At 62.6% G+C, this 19195-nt stretch carries 17 protein-coding genes; 9 read left to right on the forward strand and 8 right to left on the reverse strand.

Features of this window, described 5'->3' with window-relative positions:
* The first annotated feature begins 28 nt into the window (after nucleotides 1-28).
* Nucleotides 29-790, forward strand: a complete 762-nt coding sequence (locus RS897_RS10515) for a sulfite exporter TauE/SafE family protein (protein ID WP_315836498.1) — start codon at nucleotides 29-31, stop codon at nucleotides 788-790.
* A 594-nt stretch (nucleotides 791-1384) separates the two neighbouring features.
* Here the strand turns inward: RS897_RS10515 and RS897_RS10520 are convergent.
* Genes RS897_RS10520 through RS897_RS10530 form a run of 3 tightly spaced genes read right to left on the reverse strand, consistent with a single transcriptional unit; the run spans nucleotide 1385 to nucleotide 4309 of the window.
* Nucleotides 1385-1990: a Smr/MutS family protein gene (locus tag RS897_RS10520; RefSeq protein ID WP_315836499.1), complete on the reverse strand. Its 606-nt coding sequence runs from the start codon at nucleotides 1988-1990 to the stop codon at nucleotides 1385-1387.
* Nucleotides 1987-3546 (reverse strand): murein transglycosylase A, encoded by a 1560-nt coding sequence (gene mltA / locus RS897_RS10525; RefSeq protein ID WP_407654541.1) that lies wholly within the window; start codon nucleotides 3544-3546, stop codon nucleotides 1987-1989. Before mltA ends, RS897_RS10520 begins: the two co-directional genes overlap by 4 nt.
* Nucleotides 3547-3601: 55 nt before the next feature.
* Nucleotides 3602-4309, reverse strand: coding sequence for a Tim44/TimA family putative adaptor protein (locus tag RS897_RS10530; protein WP_315836501.1), 708 nt, complete (start codon nucleotides 4307-4309; stop codon nucleotides 3602-3604).
* A gap of 515 nt (nucleotides 4310-4824) precedes the next feature.
* Between RS897_RS10530 and secB the strand changes: the two genes are divergently transcribed.
* Nucleotides 4825-5301, forward strand: coding sequence for a protein-export chaperone SecB (gene secB / locus RS897_RS10535; protein ID WP_315836502.1), 477 nt, complete (start codon nucleotides 4825-4827; stop codon nucleotides 5299-5301).
* A 219-nt stretch (nucleotides 5302-5520) separates the two neighbouring features.
* Here secB and dnaQ read toward each other — a convergent pair whose 3' ends face one another.
* Genes dnaQ through RS897_RS10555 form a run of 4 tightly spaced genes read right to left on the reverse strand, consistent with a single transcriptional unit; the run spans nucleotide 5521 to nucleotide 8325 of the window.
* Entirely contained in the window at nucleotides 5521-6216 is a 696-nt protein-coding gene (gene dnaQ / locus RS897_RS10540) for a DNA polymerase III subunit epsilon (protein WP_315836503.1), read from the reverse strand.
* 31 nt (nucleotides 6217-6247) lie between these two features.
* Nucleotides 6248-6847 (reverse strand): dephospho-CoA kinase, encoded by a 600-nt coding sequence (gene coaE / locus RS897_RS10545; protein WP_315836504.1) that lies wholly within the window; start codon nucleotides 6845-6847, stop codon nucleotides 6248-6250.
* 28 nt (nucleotides 6848-6875) lie between these two features.
* Entirely contained in the window at nucleotides 6876-7484 is a 609-nt protein-coding gene (locus RS897_RS10550; protein ID WP_315838585.1) for a Maf family protein, read from the reverse strand.
* A gap of 4 nt (nucleotides 7485-7488) precedes the next feature.
* Nucleotides 7489-8325: a pyruvate, water dikinase regulatory protein gene (locus RS897_RS10555; RefSeq protein ID WP_315836505.1), complete on the reverse strand. Its 837-nt coding sequence runs from the start codon at nucleotides 8323-8325 to the stop codon at nucleotides 7489-7491.
* A gap of 374 nt (nucleotides 8326-8699) precedes the next feature.
* On the opposite strand from RS897_RS10555, the gene hemE reads away from it, so the two are divergent.
* The 3 genes from hemE to rho all read left to right on the forward strand — a co-directional run bounded on the left by hemE (nucleotide 8700) and on the right by rho (nucleotide 11867).
* Nucleotides 8700-9722: a uroporphyrinogen decarboxylase gene (gene hemE / locus RS897_RS10560; RefSeq protein ID WP_315836506.1), complete on the forward strand. Its 1023-nt coding sequence runs from the start codon at nucleotides 8700-8702 to the stop codon at nucleotides 9720-9722.
* Nucleotides 9723-9910: 188 nt separating this feature from the next.
* Complete coding sequence (gene hemJ / locus RS897_RS10565) at nucleotides 9911-10333, forward strand: protoporphyrinogen oxidase HemJ (protein WP_315836507.1); 423 nt, start codon at nucleotides 9911-9913, stop codon at nucleotides 10331-10333.
* Nucleotides 10334-10601: 268 nt separating this feature from the next.
* Entirely contained in the window at nucleotides 10602-11867 is a 1266-nt protein-coding gene (gene rho / locus RS897_RS10570) for a transcription termination factor Rho (RefSeq protein ID WP_315836508.1), read from the forward strand.
* Between the two features lie 237 nt (nucleotides 11868-12104).
* Here rho and RS897_RS10575 read toward each other — a convergent pair whose 3' ends face one another.
* On the reverse strand, nucleotides 12105-14159 hold the full coding sequence (locus RS897_RS10575) for a thioredoxin domain-containing protein (protein ID WP_315836509.1): 2055 nt from the start codon (nucleotides 14157-14159) through the stop codon (nucleotides 12105-12107).
* 123 nt (nucleotides 14160-14282) lie between these two features.
* Between RS897_RS10575 and mnmE the strand changes: the two genes are divergently transcribed.
* The 4 genes from mnmE (at nucleotide 14283) to RS897_RS10595 (ending at nucleotide 19193) form a co-directional block, all read left to right on the forward strand.
* Nucleotides 14283-15614, forward strand: a complete 1332-nt coding sequence (gene mnmE, locus RS897_RS10580) for a tRNA uridine-5-carboxymethylaminomethyl(34) synthesis GTPase MnmE (protein WP_315836510.1) — start codon at nucleotides 14283-14285, stop codon at nucleotides 15612-15614.
* Between the two features lie 133 nt (nucleotides 15615-15747).
* Nucleotides 15748-17634, forward strand: a complete 1887-nt coding sequence (mnmG, locus tag RS897_RS10585; RefSeq protein WP_315836511.1) for a tRNA uridine-5-carboxymethylaminomethyl(34) synthesis enzyme MnmG — start codon at nucleotides 15748-15750, stop codon at nucleotides 17632-17634.
* Between the two features lie 12 nt (nucleotides 17635-17646).
* The gene (gene rsmG, locus RS897_RS10590) at nucleotides 17647-18342 is read left to right on the forward strand and encodes a 16S rRNA (guanine(527)-N(7))-methyltransferase RsmG (RefSeq protein WP_315836512.1); all 696 of its coding nucleotides are present in this window, start codon (nucleotides 17647-17649) and stop codon (nucleotides 18340-18342) included.
* Nucleotides 18339-19193: a ParA family protein gene (locus RS897_RS10595; RefSeq protein ID WP_315836513.1), complete on the forward strand. Its 855-nt coding sequence runs from the start codon at nucleotides 18339-18341 to the stop codon at nucleotides 19191-19193. The genes rsmG and RS897_RS10595 overlap by 4 nt, the downstream gene beginning before the upstream one ends.
* The last annotated feature ends 2 nt before the right edge of the window (nucleotides 19194-19195 follow it).

Below are 19195 nucleotides of genomic sequence, written 5' to 3' on the forward strand. Positions count from 1 at the left end.
TAGCTTTCCGGTTTTCGGAAGGCCTCCCATGGACTGGACAATCGTTACCCTCCTCATCGCGGCCGGCGTTGCCGGCGGCATCATCAACGCCATCGCCGGCGGCGCGACACTGATTACGTTTCCGGCCATGCTGGCGGCGGGACTCTCTCCGGTCCTCGCCAACGCCTCCAATGCTGTTGCGATTTCTCCCGGTCATCTGATCGCCGCGCTGGCGGATCGGGACAAGCTGCCGCCGTTCAATCGCCGGTTCGCATGGTCGCTGACCACGGCCGTGCTCGGTGGAATCGGCGGCGCGCTGTTGCTGCTGGCGCTGCCGGACAGGCTGTTCGTCCTGCCGGTCCCGGCCTTGATCGGCTTTGCCACCCTGCTGTTCGCGTTCGCGCCGCAGATCCAGGCATGGGCGGAGCATCGCTGGGCCGGCGCCGCGCCCTCGGCCACCGCAGAGCTTGCCGTGCTGGCGGGAGCCTCGATCTATGGCGGATTCTTTGGCGCGGGGCTTGGCATCGTTCTGACCGCGGTGCTGTCGATCGCCGAGCCCAATGACATCCGCAAGGTCAAGGTCCTGAAGAACCTCTTGGCAACTGGCGTCAGTGTCGCTGCGATCGTCGTCTTTGTCGGCCTGGGCGTGGTGCAGTGGCGGGAAACCATGCTGATGCTGCTGGGCGCGCTGGTCGGCGGGTATGCCGGCGGTTATCTGGTGCGGGTGCTGCCTGCAAATGTCGTCCGCTGGGCCGTGATTGTGGCGGGTACCGTGATGACGGCGGTCTACATCAGGCGTTACTGGTTTTGAGAGCGTTTTCGAGCGAAGTGGGTACCGGTTCGCGTCAAGAAAACGCGTTTGCGGCAAGTGGTGCAGGAACTTCAGATCGGCGGCACTGGATTACGTTTGTGTAACCCGTTGAACGTGTCTATGGCGGGCGCAGACTGATGTTCACAGGAGAACATCATGCGCGCCCTCATCATCCCAGCCCTACTCATGAGCACGCTCTCAGCGAACGCCACCGCCATATACCACTACCGTGATGTGCGACCCCGCCAACAGCACGATAGCAACGATACCGCGACCGAGAAATGCGACCCCTCTCACCAGCAGGAGTACGGGAGCCGCGCATTCAACAGGTGCATGCTGGCCCACGGCTGGCAGTTCAATTATATCGAGCACACACAGGACGACAGCTCGTCTTCCGATGGGTATGTCCCTCACTCCGCACAGTTTGATTCCAGCAGAGCTTTGATTCCGGGCTCTGACCGATAACCTTGGGCTGTCAAACCAAGCTCCGTGCCGAGGTCTTCATTGCAGCCGACTTGGAAGCATAGCTGGGGTTACCATGCCCCTCGGGGTGACGGATTACCTCGATTTAACTTCATACCAGCATGTTCGAGATTAAAGGCGCCGCCGCCGCACGCGCACATACAGCGCGCCGCCGCCGCCATGGCCGATGTGGGCTTCCTCGAAGCCGACCACGCAGTTGCGAAACTCCGCCAGTCCCAGCCATTCCGGCACCTGGCGCCGCAGCACGCCGCGCTCGGACCCCTCGGCCGTGGTGCGGCCCTTGCCGGTGATGATGAGCACGAACGACAACCCGTCGTCACTGGCCCGCTGCAGGAAGCCCAGCAGCGCGCGATGCGCACGCGCCTGGGTCATGCCGTGCAGATCGAGCCGGGCGTCGATATCCTTGATTCCGCGCGAGAGTTGCGAGCGTTCGCGGCGGCCGAGCGGCGCGAGCGACGGCGGCGCCGGTTTGGTGGGCTTGGCCGGCACGGCTACGGGACGAAGTTTGGGGAACGCCGCCACCTTGGTGGCGGGCTTCGGAATCTCTTCGGCTGCGACCGGCGAAGCGACCTTGGTCAACCGCGGTCTTTTCTTGAGCGGCTTGGTCGCGTGCGCCACCGCCTCCCATAGCTCCTGCTCCTCCGCGCTCAACGCGCGGCGGCGGCGCGACGACGCCGGCCTGGCAATATCGAGATCGGGTGGCGGCACGCGTTTCATCTGACATGCCGATGATGGCGGCGATGCCGAGCAGGTCGCCGGCGCTCAGGGCGCGCGGGGGCGGCGCGCTCGATCTTGTCGCTGGGGCGCGCTTCGGGCAGCGGCACTTGTTGCGGCTTCGTCTCCAACTTCGCTTCGGGTTTCGTCTCGGATTTGGCGTCGGCGACCGGCGGCACGGCGGGCGGTTTGGCGGAGCCGGTCACCTCTTTGGATGCTGCCGCCGCCGGCTGATCTTTCAGATCGCTTTTGGCTGCAGCAGGATCTTTGGCCGCAGCATCCTTCGCCGGCACCGCCTGCTGCGGAAACAATTTCGCGATCACGGCCGACGGCCGCGCTTCCGGCAGCGGCATGGTTTTGCCGCGCGCCGAGGGGTCGAGGCTTTTCGGAATCAGCATCACGAACTGGGCGCCATTGCGCAGCCGCCCCGACACCCGTCCCGCTTCATCGCCGGCACCGAAATAGATATCTGCCCGCGCCGGACCGATGATCGCCGATCCCGTGTCCTGCGCCACCATCAGCCGCCGGAACGGTGTTTTCGATTGTTCGGATTCCAGCGGCAGGTTGCCCTCGATGAAGAACGGCGTGCCGTAGACGTGCAGCGCCTTGTCGACGGCGATCGAGCGCCCGGCCGTGAGCTGCACGCCCTGCGCGCCCACCGCCTCGTCCTTCTCCGACAGCTGCACCTCGCGGAAAAACACATAGGAGCGGTTCTGCCGCCGCAGCTCCTTGGCGCCGTCGGGATTCTCCTCCATCCATTGCCGGATGCGCTGCATCGACATCTGCTCTTTCGGGATGATGTTGCGGTCGATCAGTACGCGCCCCACCGGCGTATACCGATAGCCGTTGTGCGCGTCGTAGTTGATGCGCACCACCGATCCGTCCTGCAGGCGGATGCGCGCCGAGCCCTGGATCTGGATGAACAGCAAATCCGTCTGGTTCTTGAGCCAGCAGATTTCCAGCCCGCGGCCGGCGATGGCGCCGTCCTCGATCTCGCCGCGGTCATAATAGGGCACCAGCTTGCGGCGGCCGATCTTGCGAAACACCTGGCCGCCATTGGGCAGGTTGGTCGCGCTCTGCTTGAAGCCGCGCACGAACAGGTTGGACGGCCGGCGATAGAGCGGCACGTTGTAGACGTCGGTCTGGGTGCGGGAGCCGTCGACAATCGGCTCATAATAGCCGGTCACGAAACCTTCGCTGTCGCCGAGCTTGGAAATACGCAGCGGCAGAAAATGCTCTTCGAAGAAGTCCCTGGCTTTCGCTGCGGTTGAAATACCGGCAGCCTTCGCAACCCGGCACGGCTCGCGCAGCGATAGGCCCAGTGCCTTGGCATCCGCCGGCGGCTTGGTTTGGGCAACGATGGCGGTGCAACTGGTGCGGAAGGTCTGGAACGCCGCCAGATGATCGTCGTCGGCCCAGCCGGGAATCTCCGTCCAGCCGATCGGCGCATATTGACTGTTGGGGATTTCGGGGGGCCAGATCGGAGTCACGACAGGGCGATGCGATACATGGCGGTGAACCGCTCGCCGCGCTTCCGTATCCGACGACAGCGAGAACATGATGAATGGAAGCGCTGCGAGCGCCAGTCCCGCGCGGATTGCGGCGCGCCTGCCTTTAATGTCCGCTTTCGGTGCCAACCAGCTTCCAGTTCGGATCGCGCGACGAGATATCGCGGGCGAACGTCCAGATGTCGGTGACATCGGTCACTTTCTCCGGGCTGCCGTCGACCACGGCACCGGCCTTGTCGCGGGTGACGGTCACCATCTGCGACACGAAGCGAACCGTCAGCTGCGCGGCGCGATCGCGCACCTCTGCATTGACGAGCTCCGCCTTGTCGATACCGACAAAACGCGTCTCGACCTTCTGCTCGCGCTGTTCACGCTCGCGGATGGCACCGTCGAAGCCCTCATAGACTTCCTTGGACAGGAGGTCCTTCAGCATGCGGCGATCGCCGCCGGCGAATGCGAGCACAATCATCTCATAGGCGCCCTTGGCACCGGTGAGGAAATGCTGCGGATCGAACGAGGCGTCGGAGGCGACCACGGCGTCGAGACCCAGCGCCAGCGCTGAGCCGGACTCGGCGACACCCTTCCAGCGATCGGGCGCGGGCCCGGTCTCGGACGGTGCGACGGGGGGTGCGTGATCGATCACGGTTCCGGGCATCGGAACAACATTGTTGTTGCCGGCCGCACCATTGGCCATGTCGCGGGCCGCCCGGTCGTAGGGCGGCCGTTCGCTGCCCGTGCGCTGTCCCAGGACGTTACGCAACCGCAAAAAGATGAACACGGCCAGGGCCAGGAAGATGATGGTATAAATATCCACGTCGCATTCACTTTCTGATCGGCACTGGATCTATTCATCTGGCGATGCATCGTTCCGGCGGCGGAACGGCGCTTTTCGCCCGGTCATGCACAAACTCGTTATGCATAGCCCGACATGCATACTCCGTTATGCGTACCCGGTCATGTAAGTCTCAAATCGGGCAGAGCCAATGACGCCTTTTGGCACGTGCACCATTGGGCGGCAGCTCTGGTTTAAGTCACCTTAGTGGCGCTGGTTTTCGGCGGATTCTAGACGATCCGGGGGCCGGGGCCAACCTCCCCCGTCTGCCCAATCGGCGTGCGTGATCCTTGTCGAGGGCCCGGGGCCTGTGATAGCCACTCGCGCGGACAAGGATCTTGATCTACCGCCCGGCGGATCCCGCAAAAATGATCACTTTTGCATCCGGATCAGCCCAGACCCCTGTCCATGATCTTCCGGGGATGACGTTTCAAATTATACGCTTTCTTCATGCGAACCGGACCCCATTCGCCTGAAACTGCGTCTGGAGACATTTTATGACCAATGGCAACGGCGCACCGCCCGAGAACGCCCCCCCGCCGCAGCTCAACGTTCTGGCGCAGTATATCAAGGACCTGTCGTTCGAGAACCCGAACGCGCCGGCCTCGCTCGCACCCCAGCAGCAGGCCCCCCAGATCGGCATCCAGATCAATGTCGGCGCCCGCAATGTCGCCGAACATGACTATGAAGTGACGCTGTCGATCGAGGGCAAGGCGGAAAACGCCGGCACCCTGCTGTTCAGCTTCGAACTCGCCTATGCCGGCGTGTTCCGGATCGTGAACGTGCCGCAGGAAAACATGCACCCGCTGGTGATGATCGAATGCCCGCGGCTGCTGTTCCCGTTCGCCCGCGAGATCGTCGCCACCTCGGTGCGCAACGGCGGCTTCCCGCCCTTGATGCTCGACCCGGTCGATTTCGTCGGCCTGTACCGCCAGAACATGGAGCGGCAGGCCGAGCAGCTCAAGCCGAGCTGAGCTCGATCAGCGACCGCGCGATCAACAACGGCCCGGTGCAGCAATGCCCGGGCCGATTTTTTATGACGTGGAGAATGAAAGACGCTTCTCCATACTCAGCGTCACCCGCGGGCTTGACCCGCGGGTCCAGCTCAAGCGTTCGATATACACTGGGACGGTGGAAGAAAGCTGGATTGCCGGGTCAAGCCCGGCAATGACGCAGTGGGGGGCAATCTCCCCTCACGCCTCCGCCAGGAATTCCTTCCAGATCAGCTTCTCACCAAAGGTGGCGATGAAGGCGCGGTGGGCTTCGCGGTCGGCGTCGGTCACTCGCGGTGTCAGCGGGGTCGGGCGTTGCCGCCGCGGCCCGTCAGCCTGCATGGTGGAATCCGACCGCGGCGTATCCGCCAGCAGCAGCTGCGACTGCCGCGCCCCCACCAGATCGATATAGACTTCCGCCAGCAGTTCGGCGTCGAGCAACGCGCCATGCTTGGTGCGGTGTGAATTGTCGATCGAATAACGCGAGCAGAGATCGTCCAGCCGGTTCGACACGCCCGGATGCTTGCGCCGCGCCAGCAGCAGCGTATCCACCAGCCGCTCCCTGGGGATTGGCGGCCACTTGATGCGTTCGAGCTCCGCATTGATGAAGCTGATGTCGAACGAGGCGTTGTGGATCACCAGCGGCGCGTCGCCGATGAATTCCAGGAACCCATTGACCACCGCTGAAAACAGCGGCTTGTCGGACAGGAACTCGGTCGACAGGCCGTGCACCGCGAAGGCCTCCTGCGGCATGTCGCGCTGCGGGTTGATGTAGCAGTGATAGCTCTGTCCCGTCGGCATGCGGTTGAACACCTCGACGCAGCCGATTTCCACCAGGCGATCGCCGCGCAGCGGATCGAGGCCGGTGGTTTCAGTATCGAGAACGATTTCACGCATGGAAGTCTGAATCCGTCAGGTCGCTCGCGAATCAGGCGCGCCGTCGTGGCATCTTAGCAACCTGCTCCAGAATTTCCCGGATTCGCTGCCGGACCGGATCGAGCCCGTGGGAGGTATCCACCACGAAATCCGCCCTTCGGCGCTTTTCCGCGTCCGGCATCTGCCGCGCCAGGATGGCATCGAGTTTTTCCGGCGTCATGTTGTCGCGCGCCAGGATGCGCTCGCGCTGAATTTCCGGCGTGGTGGTCACCACCACTACCGCATCAACGCCGGCATCCCCCCCGGTCTCAAACAACAGCGGCACGTCAAGCACGGCAACGGGAGCCCCGGCGCGCTCGGCGTCCTCGAGGAACTTCTGCCGATGCGATCGCAGCATCGGATGCACGATGCCTTCCAGCCGCTTCATGGCGTCGGGATTGTGCAGCACCGCCGCGGAGAGCTTCTGCCGGTCGACCTTGCCGTCCACTGTGGTGCCGGGAAACGCGGCCTCGACCGCAGGCGCCCCTTCGCCATCATAGACCAGATGAACCGTGGCATCGGCATCATGCACGGGAACACCGGCCTCCATGAACAATTTGGCGGTGGTCGACTTTCCCATTCCGATCGAGCCGGTCAGTCCGAGCAGCAGCATTCAGTTTATCCGCAATTGTGATGGCGTTTTATGCGGCCAGCAGACCCTGGTTGCGCAGGAAATCAAGCAAGGGCAGCAACGGCAGCCCCAGAATGGTGAAATGATCACCCTCGATGCGACTGAACAGGTGAACACCGAGCTTTTCCAGCTGATAGGCGCCCACGCTTGTCGTCACGACATCGCCCGCCGCATCGAGATAAGCGGATATCTGCGCCTCGCTCAAGGGCCGCATGGTCATCCGCGCCACCGACACATGCGCGAACAGCACGGTGTTGTCGCGGACCACGGCAATGGCGGAATGCAGCTCATGCATATGCCCCGCCAGGGCCTGCAGCTGATCGAAGGCGCCGGCGCGGCCGGCGGGCTTGTTGAACAGACGCTCGCCGAGCGCGAGGGTCTGATCAGCGCCGATCACCAAGCGCCCAGGATGATGCCTGGCGACAGCCGCGGCCTTCTCCGACGCCAACACCTGCGCGATGTCACCAGGCGCAGTCAGGCCCGACGATTGCTGGATCACCCGCTCGTCGATGTCTGCCGGAATAGCCTCGAAATCCAGACCCGCATTCTGCAGCAGTATCTGCCTGGAACGGCTTTGGGAGGCGAGAATCAGCGGCGTCGCACCGCGCCAGAGCGTCATGGTGTCAGCCTCGTTGCCGCTGCCGGTCGGCATAAAGCTTCATGATCGCGGCGGCGGTTTCTTCGATCGAGCGGCGCGTCACGTCGAGCAGCGCCCAGTTGTATTTCGCGCTCAGGCGACGCGCGAAGGTCACTTCCTCCGTCACCGACTGACGATCGATATAAGTGTCATTGCCGATCGGCGCGCCAATCCCGAGCAGCCGGTTCTGCCGGATCTGGATCAGCCGCTCGGGGGTGGCATGCAGGCTCACCACCAGCGGCTTGGTCAGGGTCTCCAATTGCCGCGGGATCGGAATGCCGGGAACCAGCGGCACGTTGGCGGTGCGCACGCCGCGGTTGGCAAGATAGATCGAGGTTGGTGTCTTGGACGTCCGCGACACCCCGACCAGGACCACGTCCGCCTCTTCCAGGCCTTCGACATGCTGGCCGTCATCATGGATCATCGAATAATTCAGGGCATCGATGCGCTTGAAATACTCCGCATTGAGTGTGTGCTGGGCACCGACCCGATGCGACGTCGCGGCTCCGAGATAAGCCTGGAACAGCTGCAGCACCGGCCCAATGATGGACAGGCTCGGAATGTTGATTTCCTTGCACTTGGCCTCGAGCCGCGACACCAGGTCTTCTTCCAGCAGGGTGAACAGCACGATCCCCGGCGATTCCTCGATTTCGGCAAGCACGCGGTCGAGCTGCTTCTGGCTGCGAACCAGGGGGTAGACATGCTCGACGGGGGTCACCGAGGAATATTGCGCAGCCACCGCACGCGCCACCGTGATCAGGGTTTCGCCGGTCGAATCCGACACCATGTGAAGGTGGAAATAACTACCGGTACTGGTCGCCATCACGCCGTATATCCTGTGAATCAGTGTGGGGTTCGTGCGGCATGAGCGGCCGGAGGTCGCGGTCTCTGGGAAAAACCCGGTTTTGCTTCACAGGCCTCATTGTGGGATGAAGCCCGACGGCAAAACGGATGATAATAAGGTTATGTGGATTTGTCTCTTGATAATCATCCCCGGAATGCGGCGAAGTCCTTGAAATCGTCCAACTTCCTCTGCCCCTGGGGACAATCCGGGAGATGCGGATAACCTCTGCGGCATGTGGATAGCACGGGGACAAGGAGTCGATGGTTTTGCGTGAGTCCAATCCACCGCCTAACAACTACAAACCTAAGAATCTTTAAGTATGGTTTTAGAGAAGAGTGAAGGACGACAAACCGGTGAGTAACTCGGTTCTCAATGTGCTCGCTGGCGGATCGGTTGTTCAGCCTCCGGTCTGGATGATGCGCCAGGCTGGCCGCTATCTGCCGGAGTATCGCGAGCTGCGTGCCAAGGCAGGCTCGTTCCTCGATCTCTGTTTCAATCCGGAGATGGCAACCGAAGTGACACTGCAGCCAATCCGCCGTTTCGGATTCGACGCTGCGATCCTGTTCTCGGATATCCTGGTCATTCCGCATGCTCTGGGCCAGACGGTCACGTTCGCGGTGGGCGAAGGACCTCAACTCACTCCGCTGGCGGACGAAGCTGCGATCGATCGCTTGCCACTCGAAGTGGATCAAACAATTCTTGCGCCGGTTTACGAGACGGTTCGCCGGGTCAAGGCGAGCCTCGATCCGGCTGTTGCCCTGCTCGGCTTTTGCGGCGCGCCGTGGACGGTTGCGACCTACATGATCGCCGGCCATGGCACGCCCGATCAGGCGCCGGCGCGGCTGTTTGCTTATCGGCATCCAAAAGCCTTTGAAAAGCTGATCGAACGGCTGATCGTCAATTCCATCGAGTATCTGCGGCGCCAGCTCGAGGCGGGCGCCGATGCGGTGCAGTTGTTCGACACATGGGCCGGCGTGTTGCCGCCGGAGGAATTTTCGCGCTGGTGCGTGCAGCCGGCGGCGCGAATCGTCGAAGGCGTGCGCAAGCAGGTCCCCGATGCAAGGATCATCGGCTTTCCGCGCGGCGCCGGCGCGAGCCTTGTGGATTACGTGGATCGCGTGCCGGTGAACGGCGTCAGCGTTGACTGGATGGCCGATCGCAGGCTGATCAGGGAGCACGTGCAGAGCAAGGTTGCGGTTCAGGGCAATCTCGATCCGCTGGCGCTGCTGGCGGGCGGTGATGCGCTGGATCGCTCAGTGGATCGCATCCTGGGGGATTTTTCCTCCGGTCCGTTTATCTTCAATCTGGGCCACGGCATCCTGCCGGAAACACCGATTGCGCACGTCGAACGAATGCTCAAGCGCGTCCGCGGTTGAGATTGGACTAAGCTAGTGTCCCGAATTCGAAGTTCGCATCACTTTGCAGCATCCTCTGAGCGAACTTCGAATTCGATCGGGACACTAGAAAACCTTAGACTCTAGTGTAGCTTGTATTTCCGAAATTCCCTCGACGAGGTCGCCGAGATGGGAGGGGAATTTCGGAAATGCTACCTAGGATCGTTGCGATGTATGAATGGCTGAAAGCGTTGCACGTCATCGCCGTGATCTCGTGGATGGCCGGCATGCTCTATCTGCCGCGGCTATTTGTCTATCACTGCGAGGCTGCGCCGGGCTCGCCGCAGTCCGAAACCTTCAAGGTGATGGAACGGCGGCTTTTGAAGGCCATCATCAATCCGGCCATGGTCGTGACCTGGATTGTCGGTCTGTATTTGGCCTGGGCCGGCCATTGGTATATGGCGGGCTGGTTTCACGCCAAGTTCGCCATGGTGCTGGCGATGTCGGGTCTGCATGGCTTTTTTTCCGCCCGTGTCAGGGACTTCAGCCTGGACCGGAATACCCGAAGCCATAAATTCTATCGTATTATCAATGAGGTAGTTACGCTTTTGATGGTCGGAATCGTCATCGTGGCGATTGTGAAGCCGTTCTGAACCAGCCCGGCAGTTTCCGCGACCGATGTGGGAGATGCGGAAACGATCTTGCGAAAAGCACCGCTGCTTTCTATATTTGCGTCATCCCACCCAACGCAGGCGGATGTGGTCGTGACACGGTTCATTTTTTAAACCGGTCGCCACATCAGGTTCTAGGCCTTCACCGGTACCTTCACGCTCAAGACCTGCGGATCTCCCTTTCCTTGTGATTCGCACGTCTGAGCCACCCTGCACCCTCCTCCTCTTCGCTCCCTACAGGACCATCCCAATGCGGGAAATGAAACTCCAGGACCTCAAGTCCAAGACCCCAGCCGAACTCGTCTCATTTGCGGAGGAGCTTGGGGTCGAAAACGCCAGCACCATGCGCAAGCAGGAGCTGATGTTCGCCATTCTCAAACAACTGGCCATCCAGGAAACCGATATCATCGGCGAAGGCGTGGTCGAGGTGCTGCCGGACGGCTTCGGCTTCCTGCGCTCGCCGGATGCCAACTACCTGCCCGGCCCCGATGACATCTACGTCTCGCCCTCGCAGATCCGCCGCTTCGGCTTGCGCACCGGCGACACCATCGAGGGCCACATCCGCTCTCCGAAGGAAGGCGAACGTTATTTCGCCCTGCTCAAGGTCAACACCCTCAACTTCGAGGATCCGGAAAAGGCCAAGCACAAGGTCAATTTCGATAACCTGACGCCGCTGTTTCCGGATGAACGTTTTCGGCTCGAGCTGGAAGATCCGACACGCAAGGATCTCTCCGCCCGCGTCATCGACATCGTCGCTCCGATCGGCAAGGGCCAGCGCGCTTTGATCGTGGCGCCGCCGCGCACCGGCAAGACCGTGCTGATGCAGAACATCGCGCACTCGATTACCGCAAACCATCCCGAGTGCTATCTGATCGTGCTTCTGATCGACGAGCGTCCGGAAGAAGTCACCGACATGCAGCGCTCGGTGAAGGGCGAGGTCGTCTCCTCGACCTTCGACGAACCCGCGGTGCGCCACGTCCAGGTGGCCGAGATGGTGATCGAAAAGGCCAAGCGCCTGGTCGAACACGGCCGCGACGTGGTCATCCTGCTCGACTCGATCACCCGCCTCGGCCGCGCTTACAACACCGTGGTGCCGTCATCCGGCAAGGTGCTGACCGGCGGTGTCGACGCCAACGCCCTGCAGCGCCCGAAGCGCTTCTTCGGCGCGGCGCGTAACATCGAGGAAGGTGGCTCGCTTACCATCATCGCCACCGCGCTGGTCGATACCGGCAGCCGCATGGACGAAGTGATTTTCGAAGAGTTCAAGGGCACCGGCAACTCGGAGCTCATCCTCGACCGCAAGGTGTCGGACAAGCGCACCTTCCCGGCGATCGACATCACCCGCTCGGGCACCCGCAAGGAAGAGCTGCTCACTGATCCGCAGCTGCTCAAGAAGATGTACGTGCTGCGCCGCATCCTCAATCCGATGGGCACCATGGATGCCATCGACTTCCTGCTCGACAAGCTCCGCAACACCAAGAACAACTCGGAGTTCTTCGAGTCGATGAACACGTAACGCAACCTCTGTTGCGACAATCTGAGATGACGATGGCCGGGCTTTGTCCCGGCCATTTTTCTTTCACGAACGGTGGTGTGGCGGAGGGCGGTTCTTTTCACTCCGTGTCATCCGCGGGCTTGACCCGCGGATCCAGCTTAAGCGTTTGATGCATACGACGACGGTGTTGAAGAAAGCTGGATTGCCGGATCAAGTCCGGCAATGACGCGGTGGGGATGTTCCGCTTCGACCGGAAAGTTAGCCTCCGGTCGTGCCGTGCTCCACCAACGCAGCCAGCGCTTCCGGTTTGATCACTGGCAGCGAACAGCTCTGTCCTCGGCAGACAAAGGCCGCGGCCTCACCCTTTATGGCCGCGATCTTGTCACGCGCCGGATGTTGCGGCGGCAAAGCATCGGTGCTCACAGCATGGAAGATGATCGTCGTCGCATGGGGCAGGCGTCGTGCCGCTGTGAGCAGGGCGTCGGATGCCTCGCCGTCTCCGGTCACCACGATCTGCGCGCCGCGCAGATGCAGGTCGAGTGCGTTGAGCAGCGACAGATGGCCGAACACATTTTCGGTGGCGCCGGGCAGGATGGCTGCGAACAGCGCATCGCGTTGGCGTCCCCAATGGGCATCGCCGGTCAGCACCGCCAGCCGCACCAGGTTCTGGGCGATCAGGCCGTTGTGATTCGGTATGGAGTCGTCGATGGTCGCGTGCGGCCGGACGATCAGGCCTTCGGCATCGTCGGCGGTGAGATAATAACCGCCGTGCTCGGTGTCGGCGTAGTGCCGGTCGAGGGCGTGCTGCCAGCGCACGGCCTGGTCGAGATAGCCTCGTTCGCCGGTCGCCTCATACAGAGCGAGGCCGGCGCGGATCATGGCGGCGAAGTCCGAGGCCAATCCCGGAAACAGCAGCTTGCCCTCGCGCCAGGAATGACCGAGCCGGTCGCCTTCTTGGGTGTTTTGGGTCATGGCTCGCGCCACGAAAGCGAAGGCCTGTTTGGCGATCGTTAGCCATTCCGGCGCGTCAAAGGCGGTGGCGCCGTGGGCGAGGGCTGAGATCATCAGCCCGTTCCAGTCCGCCAGCACCTTGTCGTCGAGCCCAGGTCGAACCCGCTTGCTGCGCTTCTGCTGCAGTCTGGCGCGCAGCATGGCGAGGCGCGCCTCGTCGTATTCCTTGTGGTCTAAACTATTGAGCCGGTTGAGGATATTGTGTCCCTCGAAGTTGCCGGCAGCGGTGACGTCGTAAATCGCAGCAAAATCTGCGGCGTCCGCGGAACCCAGGACCTGCTCCACCTCAGCCAGCGACCAGACGTAAAACTTGCCTTCCTCACCCTCGGAATCGGCATCCAATGAGGACGAGAAGCCGCCTTCCGGAATCGTCATGTCCCGGATGAACCAGCCGACGGTTTCCTCTGCCTGCTGCCGGAGCAGGGGGCTTTGGGTGCGCGAGAAATCCAGCGCCAGCAGGTCGAGGATCTGGGCGTTGTCGTAGAGCATCTTTTCGAAATGCGGCACCAGCCAGTGCTCGTCGACCGAGTAGCGGGCATATCCGCCACCGAGATGATCATAGATGCCGCCCTGGCTCATCCGCATCAGCGCCAGTTCAGTGGTGAGAAAGAAGCGCTGATCCGCCATGCGTGCGCCGGCGCGCCAGATGAATTCGAGCATCGCGCATTGCGGAAATTTTGGCGCACCGCGCAGGCCGCCATGCACGGGATCGGTCGCACGCGCAATCGAGGTGGCCGCGCTGTCGAGTTCGGCAAGGCCTATATTTGCAGGGTTATTCGTTTGCGCGCGCTCGGCGAGACGTGCGACCAGTGCGTTGCGATTCTGCGCAACTTTGCTCGGTTCCTCGTGAAAGATGCGCGCGACCTCACGCAGCACGTCGGTGAAGGCGGCGCGGCCGTATTGCGCGTGTTTCGGAAAATATGTGCCGCCCCAGAACGGCGAACCGTCGGGCGTGAGGAACATGGTCAGTGGCCAGCCGCCTTGCTCGCCAAGATGGTGCAGGGCGTTCATGTAGATCTGATCGATGTCGGGCCGCTCCTCACGGTCGACTTTGATGTTCACGAACAGATCGTTCATGACGCCGGCGGTGGTCTCGTCCTCAAAGCTTTCGTGGGCCATGACATGGCACCAGTGGCAGGCCGCGTAGCCGACCGACAGCAGGATTGGCTTGTTGGTCCGTTGCGCCTCGGTCAGGGCGTCGGGCCCCCACGGCCACCAGTCGACCGGATTGGCTTTATGCTGCAGCAAATAGGGGCTGGTTTCCGCAGCAAGACGATTATTGTGCGATGCAATATCGGCCATGAGCCGTCTTTCGGTATTGTTGCGATGCAACATGGAGCCCTAGAGCGCCGTTGTGCATTGCAACATAAGAGCTGATGGTGGCATGCGATTGCCAGCCGCCCTGATGGGAAATAAGCCTAAGCCATGGACTTAAGAGATCAAACCATCTTTGCATTGTCGTCGGGACGGCCGCCCTCAGCCATTGCGATTGTTCGCATTTCCGGCCGGCGGGCAGGGGCGGCGCTCGATTTACTCGCGGGACGGCGCCCAGTTCCGCGACTGGCGACGCTGGCCACACTTCATGATGGAGCTGGCCAGCCGATCGACGAAGCGGTGGCGCTCTGGTTTCCCGGGCCGCACAGCGCCACCGGCGAAGACGTCGCCGAGCTGCATGTCCATGGCGGCCGCGCGGTGCTCGCCGCGGTGTTCGAGACCCTCGGAGCCATGGACGGGTTGCGCGCGGCCGAGCCCGGCGAATTCACCCGGCGCTCCTTCGAGAACGGCAAGCTCGATCTGACCGAGGCCGAAGGTCTCGACGACCTGATTCATGCGGACACCGACCGGCAGCGGCGCCAGGCACTGCGGCAGCTGAAGGGCTTGCTCGGTGGTAAAGCCGAGAGTTGGCGGCAGCAGATCATTGAGGCGTCCGCGCTGATCGAAGTCGGCATCGATTTTTCCGACGAGGGCGATGTGCCCGACGAACTGATCGCGCCGGCCCTGGCGCGGATCGCGGCTCTCAAAGCTGAAATCGAAGAAACCCTTGCGGTATCGGCACAAAGTGAACGCCTGCGTGATGGACTGGTGGTCGCCATCGCCGGCCCGCCAAACGCCGGCAAGTCGACCTTGCTCAACCGCCTGGCCCGGCGGGAGGCGGCGATCGTCTCGCCCTATGCCGGCACCACCCGCGATGTGATCGAGGTGCATCTCGATCTCGACGGGTATCCGGTGACGCTGCTCGACACCGCCGGCGTTCGCGAGACCACCGATCCGGTGGAGCAGGAGGGGGTGCGTCGGGCCCAGCAGCGGGCGGCGTCCGCCGATCTGGTGCTCTGGCTGGTCGATGCCCGCGATCCGGCGTCACCTGGCGCCATCGGCGATGGGGCGCCGGTCTGGCGGCTCCGGAATAAGGTGGACCTTGTCGACGGCCCGGCCCCGACGCCTGATGGAGCCACGGGATTTGACCTGTCGGCAGCCCGCGGCGATGGGCTGACCGAACTGATCGCCGCCCTGGTGGTGTTTGCCCGGGACACATTCGGTTCCGGTGAGACTGCCCTGATCAGCCGTGTCAGGCATCGGACGCTGCTGCGGGAAACGGCGGACGCGCTGGGGCGGGCGTTGATCACGAAGGGGCAGGGCGAAGAGCTGGTTGCCGAGGAACTGAGGGTCGCAATTCACGCGCTTGGGCGGCTGACCGGGCGGGTGGATGTCGAGGACATCCTGGATGTCATTTTCCGCGAGTTCTGCATCGGCAAATAGCCCGGGGTGTTTCACGTGAAACAATTTGGGCCGCTGGTCCTGTTTCACGTGAAACATCTCGTTCTGGCGCCCGAGATCCACATATGACTTCCGGGTTTTATGTTTGCGCGATAGAAGGTGCCGCGAGCGCACCATGAGCACTGGTTTCGACGTCATTGTTATCGGGGGAGGCCACGCCGGCTGCGAAGCCGCGACGGGGGCTGCCCGCATGGGCGCCCGAACCGCCCTGGTGACTCACCAATTTGCCACCGTCGGCGCCATGTCCTGCAATCCAGCCATCGGTGGCCTCGGCAAGGGCCATCTGGTCCGCGAAGTCGATGCTCTGGACGGGGTGATGGGCCGGGTGGCGGATGCCGCGGGCATCCAGTTCCGGGTTCTGAATCGCCGAAAGGGGCCTGCCGTTCGCGGTCCCAGGGCTCAGGCCGACCGGAAGCTTTATGCCGCCGCCATGCAGGCCGCGATCCGGGAGACCGCCAATCTCAGCGTGATCGAAGGCGAGGCCGATGATCTGTTGCTGGCCGGCGGCCGGATTGCCGGGATTCGCCTGGCCGATGGCCCGGAATTCGCGACAGGAGCAGTGGTTGTCACCACCGGAACCTTCCTGCGGGGACTGATCCACCTCGGTGAGAAGAACTGGCCCGCTGGCCGCGTCGGCGAAGCCCCAGCCATGGGACTCTCCAAGGCCTTCGAGCGCATTGGCTTTACCCTGGGACGGCTGAAGACCGGCACCCCGCCGCGCCTGGATGGCACCACCATCGACTGGTCCGCGGTGGACATGCAGCCCGGCGACGATCCGGCCGAGCCGTTCTCGGTGCTGACGTCCAGGATCACCACGCCCCAGATCGAATGCGGGATCACCCGGACCACGCCGGCCACCCATGAGGTGATCCGGGCCAATGTGCATCGCTCGCCGATGTATTCCGGACAGATCCAGAGCCGGGGGCCGCGCTATTGCCCCTCGATCGAGGACAAGATCGTCCGGTTCGGCGATCGTGATGGCCACCAGATCTTCCTGGAGCCGGAAGGGCTCGACGACACCACGGTTTATCCCAACGGGATCTCGACTTCGTTGCCGGAAGAGGTGCAGCAGGCGATCCTGGCCACCATTCCCGGCTGCGAGCGCACCCGCATGGTTCGCCCCGGCTATGCCATCGAATACGACCATGTCGATCCCCGCGAGCTCGATCCGACCCTGCAGACCAAGCGGATGCCGGGGCTGTTCCTGGCCGGACAGATCAACGGGACCACTGGATACGAAGAGGCGGCCGCCCAAGGCCTGGTGGCCGGGTTGAATGCCGCATTGGTCGCGAGCGGCGGCCACCCCATCGTGTTCGATCGCGCCGACGGTTATCTCGGGGTGATGATCGACGACCTGGTGACTCGCGGAATCACCGAGCCCTATCGCATGTTCACCTCGCGCGCCGAATACCGGCTGACCCTGCGGGCAGACAATGCGGATCAGCGCCTGACCGAGCGCGGCATCGCGCTGGGATGCGTTGGGGCAGGGCGAACCGCGTTTCATCGCCACAAGATGGAAGCACTGGGTGCGGCCAAGGCGCTTGCGAAATCACTCAATATCACTCCGAACGAGGCGGCCAAGCACGGCCTGGCGCTGAACCGCGACGGGGTCAGGCGCTCGGCGTTCGAGCTGCTGGCCTATCCGGATATCGAATGGCACACGCTGTCGGCGATCTGGCCTGAGCTCGGCGGCATCGATCCGGCCATCGCAGTGCATGTGGAGATCGATGCCAAGTACGACGTCTATCTCGCCCGGCAAACCGCCGACGTCGACGCCTTCCGGCGCGACGAAGGCTTGCTGCTGACCGAGATCGACTACGACGCGGTGCCCGGTCTGTCGAACGAAGCCCGGCATAAGCTGGCCGCGGCACAGCCCCGGACCGTGGGCCAGGCCGGCCGCCTTGACGGACTGACGCCGGCGGCGCTGGCGATCCTCGCCGCCTATTTGCGACGGCAATCCCGCAGCCATGCGGGCAAGCCCGCGGCGGCCTCAACTTCATAAGGACAATGCGCCGTGGCAAATCAGTCGGCGGCCTTTCAGATCTCCCAGAACGACAAGGCGGAGGCTTTGGCGCTCACGCCTGTTTCACGTGAAACAGAGGCGCGGCTCGATCGTTATGCCGAGCTGCTGGTGACCTGGCAGGCCAAGACCAATCTGGTGGCGCCATCGACCCTGCCCCAGATCTGGACCCGGCACATTGCCGATTCGTTGCAGCTTCTCGAGCTGGCGCCAAACGCCAGGACCTGGGTTGATCTCGGCAGCGGCGGTGGCTTTCCCGGAGTGGTGCTCGCCTGCGTGATGGCGGATCGCGAAGGCGCCATGGTGCATCTGGTGGAGCGCAACGCCAAAAAGGCGGCGTTCCTGCGCGAGGCGCTGCGGGTCACCGGGGGACGGGGCACGGTGCACCTCGCGGATATCGTGGATTATGTGGATAGTTTCCGCGGTCCGATCGATTGCGTCACCGCGCGTGCGCTTGCATCGCTTAACGTGCTGCTGGGTTTTACGGAATCTCTGGTCAAAAACGGAGCCAAAGCTTTGTTTTTGAAAGGACAAGATGTAGAGTCCGAATTGACCGAAGCTACTAAATATTGGAAAATCGAGCCTAAGCTCCATCCCAGCCGCACCGGCGGACACGGCTGGGTCGCTGAATTCGACCGGATCGAACGGCGTCTCGCATCCCCCTCGGCAACGCAAACGGCCAGCAAATGAGTGAAAATATTCAATTGGATCAAGATCATACGGGCGAGAGCGCGTCTCCGCTGCACCCCCGCATCATCGCATTGGCCAACCAGAAGGGTGGCGTGGGAAAAACAACCACGGCCATCAACCTCGGCACGGCACTGGCAGCCATCGGCGAGCGGGTGCTGATTGTGGATCTCGATCCCCAGGGCAACGCCTCCACCGGGCTCGGCATCGACCGCCGCAACCGCGATTGCTCCACTTATGATGTGCTGATCGGCGAGGCGACGCTGCGCGAGGCCATCGTGCCGACGGCGGTGCCGCGTTTGCATATTGCCGCCTCCACCATGGATCTGTCCGGTCTCGAGCTCGAGCTCGGCACGACCCGCGACCGCGCCTTCCGTCTGCGCAACGCCATTGCCGTGCTCAACGAGAATTACCCCGAAGGCAATGATTACACTTATGTGCTGATCGACTGCCCGCCGTCGCTGAATCTGATCACCATCAACGCGATGGCTGCATCCGACGCCATCCTGGTGCCGCTGCAGTGCGAGTTCTTCGCGCTCGAAGGTTTGTCGCAGCTGATGCAGACCGTGGAGCAGGTGCGCTCCACGCTCAATCCAAACCTGTCGATCCACGGCATCGTGCTGACCATGTTCGACTCGCGCAACAACCTGTCGAACCAGGTCGTCGCCGACGTGCGCCAGTTCATGGGCAAGAAAGTCTACGACACCATGATCCCGCGCAATGTGCGGATTTCGGAAGCGCCGTCCTACGGCAAGCCGGTGCTGGTGTACGACCTGAAGTGCGTCGGCAGCGAGGCCTATCTGCGGCTCGCAACCGAAGTGATTCAGCGCGAACGTGAACTGCTGGCGCACTAGTC

Origin of the sequence: Bradyrhizobium prioriisuperbiae (assembly GCF_032397745.1) — a bacterium.
Taxonomy (GTDB): Bacteria; Pseudomonadota; Alphaproteobacteria; order Rhizobiales; family Xanthobacteraceae; genus Bradyrhizobium_A; species Bradyrhizobium_A prioriisuperbiae.

Coding starts and splice junctions, on each gene's coding strand:
- secB (WP_315836502.1), top strand. CDS start 4,825: ATGACCAATGGCAACGGCGCACCGCCCGAGAACGCCCCCCCGCCGCAG.
- RS897_RS10550 (WP_315838585.1), bottom strand. CDS start 7,484: ATGACGCTCTGGCGCGGTGCGACGCCGCTGATTCTCGCCTCCCAAAGC.
- hemJ (WP_315836507.1), top strand. CDS start 9,911: ATGTATGAATGGCTGAAAGCGTTGCACGTCATCGCCGTGATCTCGTGG.
- dnaQ (WP_315836503.1), bottom strand. CDS start 6,216: ATGCGTGAAATCGTTCTCGATACTGAAACCACCGGCCTCGATCCGCTG.
- RS897_RS10595 (WP_315836513.1), top strand. CDS start 18,339: ATGAGTGAAAATATTCAATTGGATCAAGATCATACGGGCGAGAGCGCG.
- RS897_RS10520 (WP_315836499.1), bottom strand. CDS start 1,990: ATGAAACGCGTGCCGCCACCCGATCTCGATATTGCCAGGCCGGCGTCG.
- RS897_RS10575 (WP_315836509.1), bottom strand. CDS start 14,159: ATGGCCGATATTGCATCGCACAATAATCGTCTTGCTGCGGAAACCAGC.
- RS897_RS10515 (WP_315836498.1), top strand. CDS start 29: ATGGACTGGACAATCGTTACCCTCCTCATCGCGGCCGGCGTTGCCGGC.
- mltA (WP_407654541.1), bottom strand. CDS start 3,546: ATGTTCTCGCTGTCGTCGGATACGGAAGCGCGGCGAGCGGTTCACCGC.
- coaE (WP_315836504.1), bottom strand. CDS start 6,847: ATGCTGCTGCTCGGACTGACCGGCTCGATCGGAATGGGAAAGTCGACC.
- rho (WP_315836508.1), top strand. CDS start 10,602: ATGCGGGAAATGAAACTCCAGGACCTCAAGTCCAAGACCCCAGCCGAA.
- RS897_RS10555 (WP_315836505.1), bottom strand. CDS start 8,325: ATGGCGACCAGTACCGGTAGTTATTTCCACCTTCACATGGTGTCGGAT.
- mnmE (WP_315836510.1), top strand. CDS start 14,283: ATGGACTTAAGAGATCAAACCATCTTTGCATTGTCGTCGGGACGGCCG.
- mnmG (WP_315836511.1), top strand. CDS start 15,748: ATGAGCACTGGTTTCGACGTCATTGTTATCGGGGGAGGCCACGCCGGC.